Below are 17,568 nucleotides of genomic sequence, written 5' to 3' on the forward strand. Positions count from 1 at the left end.
GGCCCGACCGCCGCCACACCGGACGACGTCACACTCAGCGGGTGCCCGCCAGGAAGTCGCGGGCCACGTCGACGGCGGGCTTCGACGTACCGGCGCCGACGAGCAGCACGGAGAACGCCACGTCACCCTGGTACCCGGCGAACCAGCCGTGGGAGTTGCGGCCGTCGCCGAACTGCGCGGTGCCCGTCTTGCCGTGGACGTCCGGCAGGTCGCGCAGCGCGGTGGCCGTGCCGTCGGTGACGACCTCGCGCATCATCCGGCGCACCGCGTCGAGCACGCCGTCCCGCAGCGGCGTGCCGAGCCGGCTGGCCCGCGTCCGCGTGCCCTCGATCAGCGTCGGCACGGGGGTCTCGCCGTGCGCGACGGTGGCCGCCGCGAGCGCCATGCCGAACGGGCTCGCCAGCGTGGTGCCCTGGCCGAAGCCGTTCTCGGCCCGTTGCACGACGGTGTCGGCGGGCGGCACCGAGCCGGTGATGGTGGTGACGCCGGGGATCACGAAGTCCGCCCCGATGCCCAGCGAGCGGGCCGCCGTGGTCAGCGCGTCCGGCGGGAGGTCGGCCGCGAGCCGCGCGAACGTCGTGTTGCACGAGTGCGCGAACGCGGTATGCAGCGGCACCCGGCCCAGGCCGAAGCGCTCGTCGTTGGGCACGAGCCTGGTGTTGTCGATGGTCGTCGTCGGCGGGCAGTCCACGACGGTGTCGGCGCCGACCTTGCCCGAGGACAGCGCGGCGGCCGCGGTGGCGATCTTGAGCGTCGAGCCCGGCGGGTAGCGGCCGGTGAGGGCGATGGTGCCCTGGTCGTCGGCGGGCGCGTTCTGCGCGACGGCCAGCAGGTCGCCGGTGGACGGCTGGATCGCCACGATCGCGGCCGGCTCGCGCACGTCGTCCAGCGCCCGCTCGGCGGCCTGCTGGGTGCGCAGGCTCAACGTGCTGCGCACGGCGGCGGCCGGGTGCGGCGCGGCGGCGCCCAGTTCGGCGATCTCGGCGCCGGCGACGTCGGTGGTCACCACCCGCCAGCCGTCCCGCCCGGCGACCCGGTCGGCGACCTCGGCGCGGACGGCGGGCAGGATCTGCTCGCCCAGCCCGCGTTCGGCAGGCAGGAGCCGTTCCTCGCTGGTGAACCGCACACCCGGCAGGTCGTAGATCGTGGGCTTGACGGCCTGGTAGTCGGCCGAGCGCAGGCTCGCCACGAGGTAGCCCTGCCCTGGTTTGGTGCCGCGCGCACCGTCGAGGATCGACTGCTTCGTGATGCTGGGCTCGAACCGCCCGAGCGATCCGGCGAGCGTTGCCGCGACGGCGTCCAGCCGATCGCCCGCGGCCCGGCGGTCGAGGACGACGCCGATCACGGTGTCGGCCTGCAACAACGCCGCGCCCTCCCGGTCGAGCACGGGGGCCGGTGTCGGCCGGTCGGTGTGCAGGGCGAGGCTCTGCTGCGAACCCAATCGCGGGTGGACCACGGCGGGCGTGAAGCGCACCTTCCAGTCACCGTCGACGGTGCGCAGCTGTGCCTGGGCGTCGTAGCGCCAGTGCCGGTCGTGCCCGAGGTCCCAGTCGAGGCGGTAGGAGGCCCCGGCGGTGTCTCCGCCGGAGGTCTCCTGCACGCCGCCGAGCGAGGTGCCGACCGAGGCCGGCTTCAGCGCCTCGCGTGCCTGGCGCAGCACCGCCGTCGCCGCGCGCGGCGAGTCGGTGAGACCCGCGGCCGTCGCGATGTCACCCGCGGCGAACGCGGCGAGGAATTCCTCCATCGCGTCGTCGGCGTCGCTGCCGCCGAAGACCCCGCAGCCCGAGAGAACGACAGCGGCGGACAACACGATCGCGGTGAGGCGGTGACATCGGGAGCGCACGGCTGATCAGTATGCAGCACGGCTGCGACACCGCGGCCCGGCGCACGGTCAGAACAGGACCGTGGCGTAGCGGCCGACCTGCCGGAATCCGATCTTGCGATACACGGCCAGGGCGGGCGCGTTGAAGGAGTTGACGTAGAGGCTCGCGATGCGGCCCATGCCCTGGACGAGCCGGGCGGCCACGGCGGCCGTGCCGGTGGCGCCGAGGCCCTGGCCTCGGCGTTCCGGGTGCACCCACACGCCCTGGATCTGCCCGACGCTCTGCGACAGCGCACCGATCTCGGCCTTGAATACCACCTCACCGTCCTCGAACCGGGCGAATGCCCGGCCGCTGGCGATGAGCTCGGACACGCGCGCCCGGTAGCCCGCGCCGCCGTCGCCCGCGCGCGGATCGACCCCGACCTCCTCGATGAACATCGCGATGGCCGCGGGCAGGTAGCGGTCGATCTCATCGGGCCGCACCGGCCGGACGTACCTGTCGATCGGCACCTCGGGGAGGCGGTCCAGCGCCATCAGCGGCTGGTCCTGCCGGACCTCCCGGGCGGGGCCCCACTCACGGGCGAGCTCGTCCCACATCCCGAGGACCTGCTCGGCGGGACCGACCACGGACGAACACGAGCGGGCACGCCGCAGCGCCCGGTCGGCGAAGGAGCGCAGCGCCGCGGCATCGCCCCGCAGCGGGATCAGGTTCGGGCCGGAGAAGCACAGGCCGTTGAGACCGCTGGTGCGGGAGGATCGGCCGTCGGCGCCCCAGAGCTCGCCGCCGAGACGCCACGGATCCAGCCCCGCTACCTCGACGCGCGCGGAGACCATGCAGCTGGCCACCGGGTCCGCGGCGAGCGCGGCCCGGACGGCCGGATAGTCCCTGTCCTCGAGCAGCCGCGCACCAGCAACCCGCAACACGGCTCCAGCCTGCCAGATCGCGGCGCCGGACGGGAACCAAGACCCCCGGACGGCCCGTCGCCGACGGGTGGTGAGCACTGTGCGTGATCGCGCCCGGGGGTCTCGGGCTCACGCGCCGCCGTAGGTCCCGAAGTTCCAGACGGTGCCCTCCGGGTCGGTGATCGCGACGTTGTGGGAGCCGTAGTCGGTGTCGTACGGCTTCTCGGCGATCGTCGCCCCGGCGTCCAGCGCCCGCTTGTACACGGCGTCCGGATCGGCGGTCACCACGTACACCCACTGGTTCGGGGCCGGAGGGGCGACGCCGGCATGCGCCTGCGCCCGCGAGCCGAGCATCACGCCGCCGCCCTCGGGCCAGCGGAACTCGGCGTGCGCGATCGTCGTGCCGTCCTCTGGGACGACCAGTGCCTCGGTGAACCCGAGGACCTCGGTGAGAAAACGCCGGGCCGCCGCGGCGTCGTCGTAGAGCAAGCACGGCCAGATTCCTGGGTTGTTCATGTCCCCGACTCTGCTCCCGGCCACACGTCGTCGTCTTGCAAAAACGGGAGCTCCTCGGCCATCCACGCGCCGGGCGGGCAGCCGGCCAGCGCGCGCCATTCGTGCGTGAGGTGGGCCTGGTCGTAGTAGCCGCACTCGACGGCCAGCTCGGCGAGGTCGGCGCGCGGCCTGGCCCGCAGGAGCAGGCCCGCACGTTCGAACCGCAGGACACGGGCGGCCTGCTTCGGCGAGAGCCCCAGCTCGCGGCGGAAGCGCTCCCCGAAGTGCCTGCGGCTCCAGCCGACCTCCCGGGCGAGGGCGTCGACGCGCACGCCGCCCGCGGCGGCCCGCATCCGCCGCCACGCCCAGCCGACCTCGGGCGCGGGTGCGACGTCGTCGGTGAGGCGGGCGCGCAGCACGTCGTCGAGCACGCGGAACCGGTGCGGCCAGTCGGGCGCCTCGGCCAGCCGTTCGGGCAGCGAGGCCAGGCCGAGGTCGGCGAGGTCCACCACGCTGCCGGCGAGCTCGGCGGACGGCAGCCCGAGCAGGGCGTGGAGGCCGAGCGGTTCGAGCTCCACGTGCACCCCGCGCTGGACGGCGTCCTGGGCGATCAGGGACGGCGCGGTGTGCAGCCCGCCGACAAGCCCGTGGAACTCGCCCGGCGACTGGTCTGCGCGCGGCATCCCGACGACGCGGATGGGCCGCTCGAGACTGATGATCAGGGTGATGTGCCTGCTCGGCAGGCCCCGGTGCACGGCGAGTGTGTTGCCGTGCTGGGAGTAGCCGATGTAGCGCGCGACGAACGGGCGCAGCCGCGGGTGCGGCGGGTGCACGGCCCATTCGGCTCGGAGCATGGGTCCAGCGTGCGCACCCAGGGCGGGGCCTGGCAACCCGTCAGCCGATCTCCCGGCGCACGACCGGCGCGACCTCGGTGCCGAGCAGCTCGATCGCCCGGAGGGTCTCCTTCTGCGGCACGCCGCCGAACGCGAGCTGAATGAGCAGCCGCCGATGCCCGAACAGCTCGTGCTGGTAGAGGATCTTGTCGATGATCTCCTGCGGGCTGCCCACCACCAACGCTCCCTGCGGCGAGGACTGTGCGGCGTAGGCCTCGGGCGAGGTGTGGAAGCCCCGGCCGCGCTCGTGGAAGTTCTCCAGCATCCCGCGGTTGAAGTACGGGTAGGACAGCTCCCGGGCAGCCTGGCTCGTCGGCGCGACGAACCCGGGCGAGTTGATGCTCAGCGGCAGCGTGGCCGGATCGTGCCCGGCCTCGCGGGCGGCCTGCCGGTACAGGTGGGCGAACGGCGTGAACCGCGCCAGCGGACCACCGATGATGGCCAGCGCGAGCGGCAGCCCGAGCCGCGCCGCCCGCACCACCGACGCCGGGGTGCCGCCGACGGCGACCCAGACCGGCAGCGGATCCTGCAGCGGCCTCGGCGCGATGTCGGCGTTGCGCAGCGGCGGACGGTGCGTGCCGGACCACGTGACCGGGTTGTGCTCCCGGATCGCGAGCAGCAGGTCGAGCTTCTCGGCGAACAGCTCGTCGTAGTCGGCGAGGTCGTACCCGAACAGCGGGAACGACTCGGTGTAGGAGCCGCGGCCGGCGATGATCTCCGCGCGGCCGTCCGAGAGCAGGTCCAGCGTCGCGTACTGCTGGAAGACCCGCACCGGATCCTCGGAGCTGAGCACCGTGACCGCGCTGGCGAGCCGGATGTCGCGGGTGCGCTGGGCGATGGCGGAGAGCACCACGGACGTCGCCGAGACGGCGAAGTCGCTGCGGTGGTGCTCGCCCAGGGCGAACACGTCGAGCCCGACCTGGTCGGCGAGGGTGGCCTGCTCGAGATAGTCCGCGAGCCGCTGCCGCGCCGTGGGCAACTCGCCCGTGACCGGGTCCGACGTGATCTCGCCGAACGAGTAGATCCCGAGCTCGAAGGCCACCTCAGCTCACCGAGACGACAGGCCGGCCGCCGGACTCCCCCGACTCCTCCGCGATGCGCATGGCCTCTTCGATCAGCGTCTCGACGATCTGGTGCTCCGGCACGGTCTTGATGACCTCGCCCTTGACGAAGATCTGGCCCTTGCCGTTGCCCGAGGCGACGCCGAGGTCGGCCTCCCGCGCCTCGCCGGGACCGTTGACGACGCAACCCATGACGGCCACGCGCAGCGGCACCTCCATGCCCTCCAGGCCCGCGGTGACCTCGTCGGCCAGCTTGTAGACGTCCACCTGGGCACGGCCGCACGACGGGCAGGACACGATTTCCAGCTTCCGGGGCCGCAGGTTCAGCGACTGCAGGATCTGCGTGCCCACCTTGACCTCCTCGACCGGCGGCGCGGACAGCGACACCCGGATCGTGTCACCGATTCCCTGCCGCAGCAGCGCCCCGAAGGCGACGGCGGACTTGATCGTGCCCTGGAACGCGGGCCCGGCCTCGGTGACGCCGAGGTGCAGCGGGTAGTCGCACTGCTCGGCGAGGATCTCGTAGGCCCGGACCATCACGACCGGGTCGTTGTGCTTCACGGAGATCTTCAGGTCGTGGAAGTCGTGCTCGGCGAACAGCGACGCCTCCCACAGCGCCGACTCGGCCAGTGCCTCCGGCGTCGCCTTGCCGTATTTCTTCAGCAGCCGCGGGTCGAGAGAACCCGCGTTGACGCCGATCCGGATGGGCGTGCCGTGGTCCTTGGCGGCCTTGGCGATCTCGGCGACCTTGTCGTCGAACTTCTTGATGTTGCCGGGGTTCACGCGGACGCCTGCGCACCCGGCCTCGATGGCGGCGAAGACGTACTTCGGCTGGAAGTGGATGTCGGCGATCACCGGGATCTTCGACTTCGCGGCGATCGCGGGCAGCGCCTCGGCGTCGTCGGCGCTCGGGCACGCGACGCGCACGATGTCGCACCCGGCCGCGGTGAGCTCGGCGATCTGCTGCAGCGTCGCGTTGACGTCGGCGGTGTTGGTGGTGGTCATCGACTGCACCGAGATCGGGTAGTCGCTGCCGACACCGACCGGGCCGACGTGCAGCTGGCGGGTCTTGCGGCGTTCGGCGAGTACAGGCGGCGGAGTGGCGGGCAGGCCAAGGTCGACGGTCATCGATTCCTCTGCAAACGGTCAGCGAACGCGTCACCGACCACGATACGTCAGCGGGCGGGGACGGACGGACCCGTGATGTCCCGGGTCACGGTGAGCAGCGCGACAGTCCGGCTACTCCGTGATGCGGATCGGGTTGACGATGTCGGCGGTCACCGTGAGCAGCATGAACGCGCCCCCGATCACCACCAGGACCATCGTCACACCGCTGAGCTTGGTGTAGTCGACGGGGCCCGCGGGCATCTTGCCCCGCGCCTTGCGGATCCAGTCGCGCACGCGCTCGTACCACGTGACGGCGATGTGCCCGCCGTCGAGCGGCAGCAACGGCAGCAGGTTGAAGATGCCGACGAAGAAGTTCAGGCTCGCCAGCAGGAAGAAGAACAGCTCCCACAGGCCCTCCTGCACCGCCTCGCCGCCGATCCGGCTGGCTCCGACGACACTGACCGGCGTGTTCGGGTCCCGCTCCTCGCCGAAGATGGCCTCGACCACCGCCGGCACGCGTTCGGGCAGCTCGAGCAGCCGGTTCCATGTCTCCACGAGCATGTCGCCGGTGAACGCCAGCGAGCCGCCGATCGCCGAGACAGGGGTGTACTCGAACGTGCTCGGGAAGCTCACGCCGATGGATCCGACGGCCACGAGCTTGGGCGGGCCATCCGGATTCTCCGGGTCGGTGACGGGCCTGGTCACCTTTTCGACGTTCACCCGCAGCGGCACGATCTCGCCGTCGCGGTCCACCTCGACGTCGACCGGCCCGGAGAGCGGCTGGACCTTCGCCACCACGTCGGAATAGGTCGGCGTCTGCTGCCCGTCGACCGACACGATGACGTCGCCCTGCCGGATCCCGGCCTCGCGGGCGGGTGCGGGGGCGCCGGGCGCGCAGGTGGGGTTGCGGTACTCCTCGTTGGTCCGCGCGTCCTGCACGCACTCCGACACCGCGGACACCTGCGGCGTGCCGAACAGGTTCGGCAGCCCCATCGTGACGGCCATCAGGTACAGCACGATGAAGCCCAGCAGGAAGTGGGTGAACGACCCGGCGGCCATCACGACCGTCCGCTTCCACGTCTTGAAGCGGTACATCGCGCGCGGCCGCTCGTCGTCGGTGACCTCGTCGAGCGCCGTCATGCCCGCGATGTCGCAGAACCCGCCCAGCGGCAGCGCCTTGAGGCCGTACTCCGTCTCCCCGCGACGGAACGAGAAGATCGTCGGGCCGAAGCCGACGAAGTAGCGGCGTACCTTCATGCCGAACGACTTGGCGGCCACCATGTGGCCCGCCTCGTGCAACGCGACCGACACACAGATGCCGAGCGCGAAGAGCGCGACTCCCAGGATGTAGACGAGCACGCGCTACTTCCCTCCCGTACTGATCGCCAGGGCACGCTCCCGCGCCCACCGTTCCGCGGCGAGGACGTCGTCGACGTCCCTGGGCTCCCGATGCCACTCGTCGGCCGCGGAGACCACCGCACTCACAGTGTCCACGATGGACGTGAAGCCGCTGTTGCCGGCCAGGAAGGCGCCGACCAGCTGCTCGTTGGCGGCGTTGAACACAGCGGGCAGGCACCCGCCTACGGTGCCGACGTGCCGGGCCAGCTCGACGGCCGGGAACGCCGTGTCGTCCACGGGCTCGAAGGTCCACGCCGACGCCTGGTCCCAGCGGCAGGCCGGCGCGGCGCCGGGCACCCGATCCGGCCAGTGCAGGGCCAGCGCGATCGGCAGCCGCATGTCCGGCGGGCTGGCCTGCGCCAAGGTGGAGCCGTCGACGAAGGTGACCATCGAGTGCACGATCGACTGCGGGTGGACCACGACGTCGATCCGGTCACACGGGACGTCGAAGAGCAGGTGCGCCTCGATGAGCTCCAGACCCTTGTTCACCATGGTCGCGGAGTTGACGGTGACCAGCGGCCCCATCGCCCACGTCGGGTGTGCCAGCGCGTCGTCCACCGTGACGTCGGCCATCTCCGCGCGGGTCCTGCCCCGGAAGGGCCCGCCGGAGGCCGTGAGCACCAGCCGCTCCACCTCGCTCGCCCGGCCACCCCGCAGCGCCTGCGCGAGCGCCGAGTGCTCGGAGTCCACGGGCACGATCTGGCCGGGTGCGGCCGCGCCGAGCACGAGCGGTCCACCCGCGATGAGCGACTCCTTGTTGGCCAGCGCCAGCATCCCGCCCGTCTCCAGCGCCTTCAGCGTCGGGGTGAGCCCCTGCGAGCCGGGCATGCCGTTGAGCACCACGTCCGCGCGCACGGCGTCGATGAGCTCCACGACGGCGTCGGCACCGGCGAAGATGCGTGGCAGGCGGAACTCGCCGCGGGCGTAGCCGCGCCGCTGCGCCTCCTGGTACAACGCGAGCTGCAGGTCCTCCACCACGGTCGGCTTGGTCACGGCGACCGCGTCGACGTCGTGGGCGAGCGCCTGCGCCGCCAGCGCCTGCGGGTCGGAGCCGCCCGCGGCGAGGCCGGCGATGCGGAACAGGCCCGGGTTACGGCCGGCGACGTCGAGCGCCTGGGTACCGATCGACCCCGTCGACCCGAGGACGAGCACGGTGCGTGGTGAAGTCATCGGGCACCATTCTCGCGGACTCCTCCTCGCGGACCGACGGCAGGCATGTGGGATCATCGACCGGCAGATGAGTGGCAGGTGAGGAGTGATCGTGGCTGGCAAGGCGGTCGAGAAGCGCAGCGCTACCGAGGTCGACACCCGCGACGAGCCGTCGGCGGAGTGGGGCTGGCACGGCGGCTTCCCGAAGGCCACCCGCTTCGCGGGCTGGTTCACCGTGTTCGCACTGCTGATCATGCTGATCGGCAACCACGAGAACAACACCGAGAACGTCTGGCTCGTCGGCCTTGCCATCGCGGTGGCCATCGGCCTGGTGTTCGACATGCGTCGCCGTCGCACCGCCTGGCGCCGCTGACCGCCCGGCGGGCGCGTCATCAGACGGGGTCGCCGGCCCGCACCACGGCACCGGCCGGCCGGTCGCACTCGCGATGTGTGCGCTGTGCGCGATGTCGTGATGCCGGTGCGACAAGGTCAGGCCCCCGCTCGGCGGTGGCGGAGACCACCGGGTCCGCGGCTCCGATGCACCGGGGTCGTGGAGTGTTCGCCCTGAACCTCCCACGTCCGGTCGGTGACCGGCGCCGGCCGAACACCGCGTTCAGGTCGTCACCTGAACGGATCGACCAGGTACTCCCGGCCACGTCACGCACACTGCCGAGCGGGCCGGTCAGGCTTCGGCGGCAAGCTGGCCGCAGGCGGCGGCGATCTCCTGGCCCCGCGTGTCCCGCACGGTGCAGGCCACTCCCCCAGCGTTGACGCGCCGGACGAACTCGCGCTCCACCGGCTTCGGGCTCGCGTCCCACTTGCTGCCCGGCGTCGGGTTCAGCGGGATGACGTTGACGTGCGCCAGCTGCCCGAGGTGCTCCCGCAGCCGCTTGGCGAGCAGGTCCGCCCGCCACGGTTGGTCGTTGACGTCCCGGATCAGCGCGTACTCGATCGAGACCCGCCTGCCCGTGCAGTCGGCGTAGTAGCGCGCGGCATCCAGCACCTCCGCCACGGGCCAGCGGTTGTTCACCGGCACGAGCGTGTCGCGCAGCTCGTCGTCCGGGGTGTGCAACGACACCGCGAGCCGCACCTGCATCTTCTCGTCGGCGAGTTTCCGGATGGCGGGCGCGAGCCCGACGGTCGACACGGTCACGGAGCGCTGCGAGATACCCAGTCCCGCCGGGGCGGGATCGGTGATGCGCCGTACGGCGGCGAGCACGCGCTTGTAGTTCGCGAGCGGCTCGCCCATTCCCATGAAGACGATGTTCGACAGCCTGCCCGGGCTCGGCCTGCCGTCGGCGTCCGGCATCAGACCGTCACGCATGACGGCCGCCGCGGCCCGGACCTGGTCGACGATCTCGGCGGTGGACAGGTTGCGCTCGAGCCCGCCCTGACCGGTCGCACAGAACGGGCAGGCCATGCCACAGCCCGCCTGGCTGGAGATGCACAACGTCGCCCGGTCCGGATAGCGCATCAGCACGCTCTCCAGCAGCGTCCCGTCGTGGGCGCGCCAGAGCGTCTTGCGGGTACTGCCGTCGTCGCAGGCCAGCGCGCGGACCTCGGTGAGCAGCGACGGCATGAGCTCGTCGGCCAGCCGCTTGCGCGAGGCGGCGGGGATGTCGGTCATCGCGTCGGGGTCCACGGTGAGCCGGGAGAAGTAGTGGTGCGACAGCTGCTTGGCCCGGAACGGCTTCTCGCCGAGTTCGGCGACAGCCTCGGCGCGCTCGTCGAGGGTCAGATCGGCGAGGTGCCGCCGGGGCATGCCACGGCGGGGCGCGTCGAAGACCAGGGGCAGGGAGGTGGCAGTCATAGCGCTCTCCATTGTCCCACGACGCCCAGGTTGCTCTTACGACTGTTTACGATATATCGTTGACATATCAAGAGCGATCACGACACGACCAAGGAGACGACCATGCCACCTTTTCCGACTCCCCCTGGCGGCCCGTTCGGGCCGATGCGCCCCGGCGGCTTCGGACCGTTCCCGCCGCCCGGACCGTTCGGCCGCGGCGGCCCGCACCGCAGGCATGGCGGCCGCGGCAGGCGCGGCCGGCGTGGCGACGTGCGGTCGGCGATCCTCGCCCTGCTCGCCGAGCAACCCCGGCACGGTTACGAGATCATCCGCGAGATCGGCGAGCGCAGCGGCGGCTTCTGGCGACCGAGCCCGGGCTCGATCTACCCGACGCTCCAGCTCCTCGCCGACGAAGGCCTCGTGCACAGCAGCGAGGAAAGCGGCAAGCGGCTGTTCGACCTGACCGACGAGGGGCGCGCGGCTGCCGGGAAACTCGACACCCCGCCGTGGGAACAGTTCACCCAGAACGCCGACCCCAACGAGGTCAAGCTCCGGGAGGCGTCGGGTGCGCTGTTCAACGCGATCCGGCAGGTGTCGCTCGTCGGCACGACCAGTCAGAAGGCGCGCGCCGTGGAGACGATCGACACCGCCCGGCGCGAGCTCTACGGCATGCTCGGCGAAGCGCCCACGGACGAGGCGTGAACGAGCCCGGTGGGCTTCGCGCGCACCAGCACGCGGTAGCCCACCCGCAGGATCAGCTCCGCTGCGTCCGTGCCCGCGTTGCGGCGCAGCGTCTCGTCGATGGCGCGTGCCGCGACGCGGGGACTGAACTCGATCCGCAGCACCGACTCCATGGCCGCGCGATCCGGGAACCGCCACCGGGTCTCCACCCGGAAGCACGTGAACCCGGCGGCGGCGAAGAATTCGTCCACTGTGTCCGGTTCGTAGTGCGGCAGATCGGCGAGCATCCAGTCGCCGTACGGCGCATGCCGGGTGTCGAGGTCGACGATCACCAGCGCGCCGCCCGGACGCAGCACGCGATCCGCCTCCGCCAGCCCGTCCTCGCAGCCGGGTCCGAAGAAGTAGGCCGTGCGGGCGTGCACGACGTCGGCCACGCCGTCAGGCAGCGGCAGCCGCTGGGCGGCACCCCGGCGGACGGTGACGTTCGGGAGTCCGGCGACGCGGCTCTGCGCCCGCCGCACCAGCGGCGCGTGCGGTTCGACGCCGACGACCGACCGGGCGGTCTCGGCGAAGCGCGCGAGGTGGAACCCGTCGCCACACCCGACGTCCAGCACATCCTTGCCCGACCACGGCGCCGCGTCGGCCAGCGTCCGCCAGATGACACCGTCGACGTCCTGCACGCTGTTCTCGAGCTCGTACGCCTCGGTGTGGTACCAGATGTTCGGACTCGGAACGATATCCACCCGGCGTACGAACCTCTTCACGGAATTCAGCCTATCCGGTGGTAGGCGGGAGTAAGATCACGCGGGCTGGACGAAACGGGGCCGTCGCCGAGGAGTTACGCAGCATGTCCGTCGAAATACCCGGACCCCGTTCCTTCGTGCCGGCGGGCATCCCGTGCTGGATCGAACTCGCGGCCGTGAACGAGGAGGCCGCCCGCACCTTCTACGGCGAGCTGTTCGGCTGGGAGTTCCTCGTCAAGCGCGATCCGGCCACGGTCACCCGCCGCTACACCATCGCGCTGCGCTACGACCAGGAAGTCGGCGGTCTGTACCAGGCCGCGCAGGACCAGCCGGTCGGATGGATGCTCCACCTCGCCGTCGCGAACGCCGCCGCCACGGCGTCCTGGGTCGAGCACCTCGGCGGCGTGGTGACGCTGGGCCCGATGGACATCCCCGGCCGCGGCAGCCTCGTGCACGCCCTGGACCCGAGCGGAGCTCCCGTCGTGTTCTGGCAGCCGCCCGCCGACTGGTCGTTCGCGACCACGCTGCCCGGAACGTTCAGTGGTGCGGACCTCAACACCCACGACGGCGTGCGCGCCGACGACTTCTACTGCAAGCTCTTCGAGTTCACCAGCCAGCAGATCGGCACCGACGGGATCGACTACGTCGAATGGCGGCTGGGTTCGGAGCCGGTGCTGTACCGCTACGTCATGCCTGCCGAGCAGGCCGCGATGCCGCCGCACTGGATGATCTACCTGCAGGTCGATCCCGAGCGCGGCACGGACGCCGTCGCGGGCCAGGCGCTGATGCTCGGCGGGAGCATCGTCACCCGGCCGTTCGACACGCCGTTCGGCCGCGTCGCGGTGCTGGCCGATCCGGGCGGTGCGGTGTTCTCGATCGTCGACCACTCCCGGCCGGTCGACCTGGGTGTGGGCCGCGCCGAGGTCGACGACCCCTACGACGACTGACCGCTCACGCGGGGACGAACGCACTCAGCAGCAGCCACGACGCGACGGCCGACGGCAGCAGCGAGTCGAGGCGGTCCATCAGGCCGCCGTGCCCGGGCAGGGTGGTGCCCATGTCCTTGATCCCGAGGTCACGCTTGATGAGCGACTCCATGAGGTCGCCGAGGGTCGCCGTGAGCACGATCGCGGCGCCGAAGAGCACGCCCTGCCATGCCTGGCCGTCCAGGAGGAACACCAGGCACGACGATCCGGCCGCGATACCGGCGGCCAGCGAGCCCGCGAAGCCCTCCCAGGTCTTCTTCGGGCTGATCGACGGAGCCATCGGGTGCCTGCCACGCAGCACTCCGGCCACGTAACCGCCGGTGTCGGACGCGACGACCACGATCATGAACGACAGCACACGGCCGACGCCGTCCTCCGGCGGCACGAGCATCGCGGCGAACGACGCGAACAGCGGCAGGTACGCGGCGGCGAACACCGAGGCCCCGACGTCCCGGACGTAGCCCTTCGCGCCGCCCGGCAACCGCCAGAGCAGGCACACCAGGACAGTGACGACGAACGCCGTCACCGAACCCTCGCGGCCGAACGGCCACGCGAGCCAGATCATCGCCTGACCGCCGACGAGCACCGGAACCACGGCGATCCGGATGTCCACCGACTTGCGGAACGCGTTCGCCAGCTCGAGCGTGCCCACCGCGATGGCGGCCGCGACGATGCCGATGAAGAGGTACCTGACCGTGAACAGCGACACCAGGATGGCCGCACCCAGCGCCACACCGACCGCGATCGCGGCGGGCAGGTTCCGGCCGGCCCGCGACGACGCACGGGCCGGTTCGGGAGACGGTTCCGGCCGCGGCACCGCGGGCGCCGGCTCGGGAGACTCTCCAGGCTCGGCCGCGCCCTCGCGTCCCTCCTGGTGTTCGCTCACCTTCGTCATCAGACCTCGAGTAGCTCGGCTTCCTTGTGCTTGACGAGCTCCTCGACCTGGTGGACGTACTTGTCGGTGAGGTTCTGCAGCTCCTTCTCAGCCCGGGCGACCTCGTCCTCGCCGGCCTCGCCGTCCCGCGCGATGCGGTCGAGCTCCTCCTTGGCCTTGCGGCGCACGCTGCGGATGGAGATCCGCGCGTCCTCACCCTTCGACTTGGCGACCTTGACCATCTCCTTGCGCCGCTCCTCCGTCAGCTGAGGAATGACGACGCGGATGATGGTGCCGTCGTTGGTCGGGTTCACGCCGAGGTCGGAGTCGCGGATCGCCTTCTCGATGGTGGCGAGCTGCGACGTGTCGTACGGCTTGATGACGGCCATGCGCGCTTCCGGGATGTTCACGCTGGCCAGCTGGTTGAGCGGGGTCGGCGCCCCGTAGTACTCGACAACGATGCGGGAGAACATCGCCGGGGTCGCCCTGCCCGTCCGCACCGACGACAGGTCCTCCTTGGCGACGGACACCGCCTTTTCCATCTTCTCCTCGGCATCGAAGAGGGTCTCGTCGATCACGGCTGCTCCAGGTGTGTGGGGGTACTGACCAGTGTGCCGATCCTCTCACCACTCACGGCCCGGGCGATGTTGCCCTCCGTGAGGAGGTTGAAAACGATGATCGGCATGTTGTTGTCCATGCACAGGCTGAAGGCGGTGGCGTCCGCGACCTTGAGCCCACGCTCGAGCACTTCGCGGTGGGAGATCTCGTCGAACAGCTTGGCCCCGGGGTCGACCCTCGGGTCGTCGGTGAACACACCGTCGACGGCCTTGGCCATCAGCACGACGTCGCAGCCGATCTCCAGCGCCCGCTGGGCGGCGGCGGTGTCGGTCGAGAAGTAGGGCATGCCCGTCCCGGCGCCGAAGATGACGACGCGGCCCTTCTCGAGGTGCCGCTCGGCCCGGCGCGGGATGTAGGGCTCGGCGACCTGGCCCATCGTGATGGCGGTCTGCACCCGCGTCGGTACGCCTTCTTTCTCCAGGAAGTCCTGCAGCGCCAGGGAGTTCATGACGGTGCCGAGCATCGCCATGTAGTCGGCGCGGTCCCGGTCGAGGCCGCGCTGAGACAGCTCGGCGCCCCGGAAGAAGTTGCCGCCGCCGATGACGACAGCCATCTGAACGCCGTCCCGCACGACCTCGGCGATCTGCACGGCGACCGAGTGGACGACGTCGGGGTCGACGCCGACCGAGCCCCCGCCGAACATCTCGCCGCCCAGCTTCAGCAGCACCCGGCGGTAACCGCGCCTCGACCTGTCGGTGTCGTCCTCGTTCATCTCCGACGTCCCCTTCACCCTTCGGGTGCTAGTGCCCTGTGCTGCGGTGTCTCACACATGTGCCCCGCCTCCAAACTGGCGGGAGACGGGGCACATGTGCCTGCCGATCGAGACTACGGCTGGCCGACCTCGAAGCGGACGAACCGGGTCACGGTGACACCGGCCGCGTCGAGCAGCGACTTCACGTTCTTCTTGTTGTCGGTGACAGACGGCTGCTCCAGGAGCACGACGTCCTTGAAGAACGCGTTGACCTTGCCCTCGATGATCTTGGGCAGGGCCTGCTCCGGCTTGCCCTCCTCGCGAGCGGTCTGCTCGGCGATGCGGCGCTCGTTCTCCACCAGCTCGGCGGGGACGTCGTCGCGGGTCAGGTACTTCGGCTTGAGGGCCGCGACCTGCAGGGCGGCGTTGCGGGCGGCCTCGGCGGCGCCGTCACCCTCGCCGGTGTACTCGACGAGCACGCCGACCGCCGGGGGCAGGCCCGCACCACGCCGGTGCAGGTACGTGGTGACCTGGCCGTCGAACGACGCGACGCGCCGGACCTCCAGCTTCTCGCCGATCTTGGCCGAGAGCTCCTGGACGAGCTCGTTGACGGTCTTGCCGTCCACCTCGGCCGCCTTGAGCTTCTCGACGTCGTCGGTGCGCAGCTTCTTGGCCGCCTCGACGATCTTGTCGGCGAGCTGCTGGAACTCGTCGTTCTTCGCGACGAAGTCCGTCTCGGAGTTGAGCTCGATCAGGACGCCGCCGTCACCGGCGACGAGGCCCTCGGCGGTCGCGCGCTCGGCACGCTTGCCGACGTCCTTCGCGCCCTTGATGCGCAGGTATTCGACGGCCTTGTCGAAGTCGCCGTCGCTCTCGTCCAGCGCCTTCTTGCAGTTCATCATGCCGGCGCCGGTGAGTTCGCGGAGGCGCTTGACGTCTGCCGCGGTGTAGTTCGCCATCGTGCGTTTCCGTTCTCTGTCGCGGGATGCGCAGGTGGTCGGTGGGTGTTCTCAGGAAGCGGAGCTCTGCCCGGCGGTCTGCCCGGCAGCCTCGGAGCCGGCCAGTAGCTCCTGCTCCCACTCGGGGAGCGGCTCGCCCGACGCGACGGCCTCGGGCTTGTCCTCGCCCTCGGCGGCGGCACCGTTGCGGCCGGAGCGCGCCATCAGGCCCGCGGCAGCGGCCTCGGCGACGACCTTGGTCAGCAGCGCGGCCGAGCGGATCGCGTCGTCGTTACCCGGGATCGGGTAGTCGACCTCGTCCGGGTCGCAGTTGGTGTCCAGGATCGCCACGACCGGAATGTTGAGCTTGCGCGCCTCGCCGACGGCGATGTGCTCCTTCTTGGTGTCCACGATCCAGATGGCGCTGGGCACCTTGGACATGTCGCGGATACCGCCGAGGGTCTTCTCCAGCTTGTCCTTCTCGCGGGTCAGCGTGAGGATCTCGCGCTTGGTCAGGCCCTGGAAGCCGCCGGTCTGCTCCTGCGACTCCAGCTCCTTCAGACGCTGCAGGCGCTTGTGGACGGTCTGGAAGTTGGTCAGCATGCCGCCGAGCCAGCGCTGGTTGACGAAGGGCATGCCCACGCGCTGCGCCTCGTTGGCGATGGCCTCCTGCGCCTGCTTCTTCGTGCCGACGAACAGGATCGTGCCACCGTGCGCGACCGTCTCCTTGACGAACTCGAACGCGCGGTCGATGTAGCTCAGCGTCTGCTGCAGGTCGATGATGTAGATGCCGTTGCGCTCAGTGAGGATGTAGCGCTTCATCTTCGGATTCCAGCGCCGGGTCTGGTGCCCGAAGTGCACGCCGGAATCGAGCAGCTGCTTCATGGTGACGACGGCCATGGCCGGATTCGCACCTCTTCTGTGTTGGCGTGCCGGGCATCTCGCTCGGCACGCGGACCGGTTGTCGCGACTGGCCGGGTGGTCAGCCGCCCTGGTGCCGTGCCGGGGTCCGGACTCCCGGATCACTGTGTCGATCTGGGAGACCGCCGGGCACCGTTGCTCCACACCCGATCGCTCGGGCGGAGCGCGCACGTGCACGCGAAGTCAGCCTGTGAGCACACAGACTGCGCCCAATAGTGTACGCCGACCCACTGGTGGTTATCGAACCGGCGGGCTCGCCGGTGGGAGTTGTCCACATCAGGGCCGGTTGTCCACAGATTCGCCGCGCGTGGGCTGCTCGGCCGCCCGCGCATCCAGGCTGGCTGCGTGACCGTATTCGGATGGCTCGGCCACCGGCCCGGGCAGGTGGCCAGGCGGGGTTCGGCAACGACGTCCGGGAAGCCGGCGTCCGGCGCGATGGCCAGACTCGGCGTCCTGACCAGCCATGACGTCCCCAGGCGGCGTGGCCGGCGCTCGTCGG

The 17,568-nt window shown here is 70.9% G+C and carries 18 protein-coding genes; 3 read left to right on the forward strand and 15 right to left on the reverse strand.

The annotated features are described in order from the left end of the window. Nucleotides 1–34 precede the first annotated feature (34 nt). From ACFSZT_RS25270 to dxr, 8 genes are all read right to left on the reverse strand, one after another. Entirely contained in the window at nt 35–1,843 is a 1,809-nt protein-coding gene (locus ACFSZT_RS25270) for a penicillin-binding transpeptidase domain-containing protein (RefSeq protein WP_377384933.1), read from the reverse strand. 48 nt (nt 1,844–1,891) lie between these two features. Next, nucleotides 1,892–2,746: a GNAT family N-acetyltransferase gene (locus ACFSZT_RS25275; RefSeq protein ID WP_377384931.1), complete on the reverse strand. Its 855-nt coding sequence runs from the start codon at nt 2,744–2,746 to the stop codon at nt 1,892–1,894. A gap of 108 nt (nt 2,747–2,854) precedes the next feature. Next, nucleotides 2,855–3,241: a VOC family protein gene (locus tag ACFSZT_RS25280; RefSeq protein ID WP_377384929.1), complete on the reverse strand. Its 387-nt coding sequence runs from the start codon at nt 3,239–3,241 to the stop codon at nt 2,855–2,857. Further along, entirely contained in the window at nt 3,238–4,074 is an 837-nt protein-coding gene (locus ACFSZT_RS25285; protein WP_377384927.1) for a helix-turn-helix domain-containing protein, read from the reverse strand. Before ACFSZT_RS25285 ends, ACFSZT_RS25280 begins: the two co-directional genes overlap by 4 nt. A gap of 40 nt (nt 4,075–4,114) precedes the next feature. After that, nucleotides 4,115–5,155: an LLM class flavin-dependent oxidoreductase gene (locus tag ACFSZT_RS25290; protein WP_377384924.1), complete on the reverse strand. Its 1,041-nt coding sequence runs from the start codon at nt 5,153–5,155 to the stop codon at nt 4,115–4,117. A gap of 1 nt (nt 5,156) precedes the next feature. Continuing rightward, a complete protein-coding gene (gene ispG, locus ACFSZT_RS25295) occupies nt 5,157–6,302 on the reverse strand; it encodes a flavodoxin-dependent (E)-4-hydroxy-3-methylbut-2-enyl-diphosphate synthase (protein ID WP_377384922.1) in 1,146 nt (381 codons plus the stop codon). A 111-nt stretch (nt 6,303–6,413) separates the two neighbouring features. Next, nucleotides 6,414–7,640, reverse strand: a complete 1,227-nt coding sequence (locus tag ACFSZT_RS25300) for a M50 family metallopeptidase (RefSeq protein WP_377384920.1) — start codon at nt 7,638–7,640, stop codon at nt 6,414–6,416. Nucleotides 7,641–7,643: 3 nt separating this feature from the next. Continuing rightward, a complete protein-coding gene (dxr, locus tag ACFSZT_RS25305; protein ID WP_377384918.1) occupies nt 7,644–8,849 on the reverse strand; it encodes a 1-deoxy-D-xylulose-5-phosphate reductoisomerase in 1,206 nt (401 codons plus the stop codon). A 91-nt stretch (nt 8,850–8,940) separates the two neighbouring features. Between dxr and ACFSZT_RS25310 the strand changes: the two genes are divergently transcribed. Continuing rightward, nucleotides 8,941–9,201 carry a DUF2631 domain-containing protein gene (locus tag ACFSZT_RS25310; RefSeq protein WP_377384916.1) on the forward strand — a complete coding sequence of 87 codons (261 nt, stop codon included), beginning with the start codon at nt 8,941–8,943 and terminating at the stop codon, nt 9,199–9,201. 309 nt (nt 9,202–9,510) lie between these two features. On the opposite strand, the gene rlmN is transcribed toward ACFSZT_RS25310, so the two are convergent. Beyond that, nucleotides 9,511–10,638, reverse strand: coding sequence for a 23S rRNA (adenine(2503)-C(2))-methyltransferase RlmN (gene rlmN, locus ACFSZT_RS25315; protein WP_377384914.1), 1,128 nt, complete (start codon nt 10,636–10,638; stop codon nt 9,511–9,513). Between the two features lie 102 nt (nt 10,639–10,740). Here rlmN and ACFSZT_RS25320 point away from each other — a divergent pair, with 102 nt between their 5' ends. Further along, the gene (locus tag ACFSZT_RS25320; RefSeq protein WP_377384912.1) at nt 10,741–11,319 is read left to right on the forward strand and encodes a PadR family transcriptional regulator; all 579 of its coding nucleotides are present in this window, start codon (nt 10,741–10,743) and stop codon (nt 11,317–11,319) included. Here the strand turns inward: ACFSZT_RS25320 and ACFSZT_RS25325 are convergent. Further along, complete coding sequence (locus tag ACFSZT_RS25325; RefSeq protein ID WP_377384910.1) at nt 11,280–12,062, reverse strand: class I SAM-dependent methyltransferase; 783 nt, start codon at nt 12,060–12,062, stop codon at nt 11,280–11,282. The two genes, ACFSZT_RS25320 and ACFSZT_RS25325, sit on opposite strands and share 40 nt — an antisense overlap. Before the next feature lie 83 nt (nt 12,063–12,145). On the opposite strand from ACFSZT_RS25325, the gene ACFSZT_RS25330 reads away from it, so the two are divergent. After that, complete coding sequence (locus ACFSZT_RS25330) at nt 12,146–12,988, forward strand: VOC family protein (protein ID WP_377384908.1); 843 nt, start codon at nt 12,146–12,148, stop codon at nt 12,986–12,988. A 4-nt stretch (nt 12,989–12,992) separates the two neighbouring features. Here ACFSZT_RS25330 and ACFSZT_RS25335 read toward each other — a convergent pair whose 3' ends face one another. The 5 genes from ACFSZT_RS25335 to rpsB all read right to left on the reverse strand — a co-directional run bounded on the left by ACFSZT_RS25335 (nt 12,993) and on the right by rpsB (nt 17,048). Continuing rightward, nucleotides 12,993–13,922: a phosphatidate cytidylyltransferase gene (locus ACFSZT_RS25335; protein ID WP_377384907.1), complete on the reverse strand. Its 930-nt coding sequence runs from the start codon at nt 13,920–13,922 to the stop codon at nt 12,993–12,995. Next, nucleotides 13,922–14,479 carry a ribosome recycling factor gene (gene frr, locus ACFSZT_RS25340; RefSeq protein WP_377384905.1) on the reverse strand — a complete coding sequence of 186 codons (558 nt, stop codon included), beginning with the start codon at nt 14,477–14,479 and terminating at the stop codon, nt 13,922–13,924. The genes ACFSZT_RS25335 and frr overlap by 1 nt, the downstream gene beginning before the upstream one ends. Continuing rightward, on the reverse strand, nt 14,476–15,231 hold the full coding sequence (gene pyrH, locus ACFSZT_RS25345) for a UMP kinase (RefSeq protein WP_377385261.1): 756 nt from the start codon (nt 15,229–15,231) through the stop codon (nt 14,476–14,478). Before pyrH ends, frr begins: the two co-directional genes overlap by 4 nt. 113 nt (nt 15,232–15,344) lie before the next feature. Further along, nucleotides 15,345–16,169 (reverse strand): translation elongation factor Ts, encoded by an 825-nt coding sequence (gene tsf / locus ACFSZT_RS25350; RefSeq protein WP_377384903.1) that lies wholly within the window; start codon nt 16,167–16,169, stop codon nt 15,345–15,347. Nucleotides 16,170–16,220: 51 nt separating this feature from the next. Beyond that, complete coding sequence (gene rpsB / locus ACFSZT_RS25355; RefSeq protein WP_377384901.1) at nt 16,221–17,048, reverse strand: 30S ribosomal protein S2; 828 nt, start codon at nt 17,046–17,048, stop codon at nt 16,221–16,223. Nucleotides 17,049–17,568: the final 520 nt, after the last annotated feature.

Source organism: Prauserella oleivorans, from assembly GCF_042685745.1.
GTDB lineage: Bacteria > Actinomycetota > Actinomycetes > Mycobacteriales > Pseudonocardiaceae > Prauserella_A > Prauserella_A oleivorans.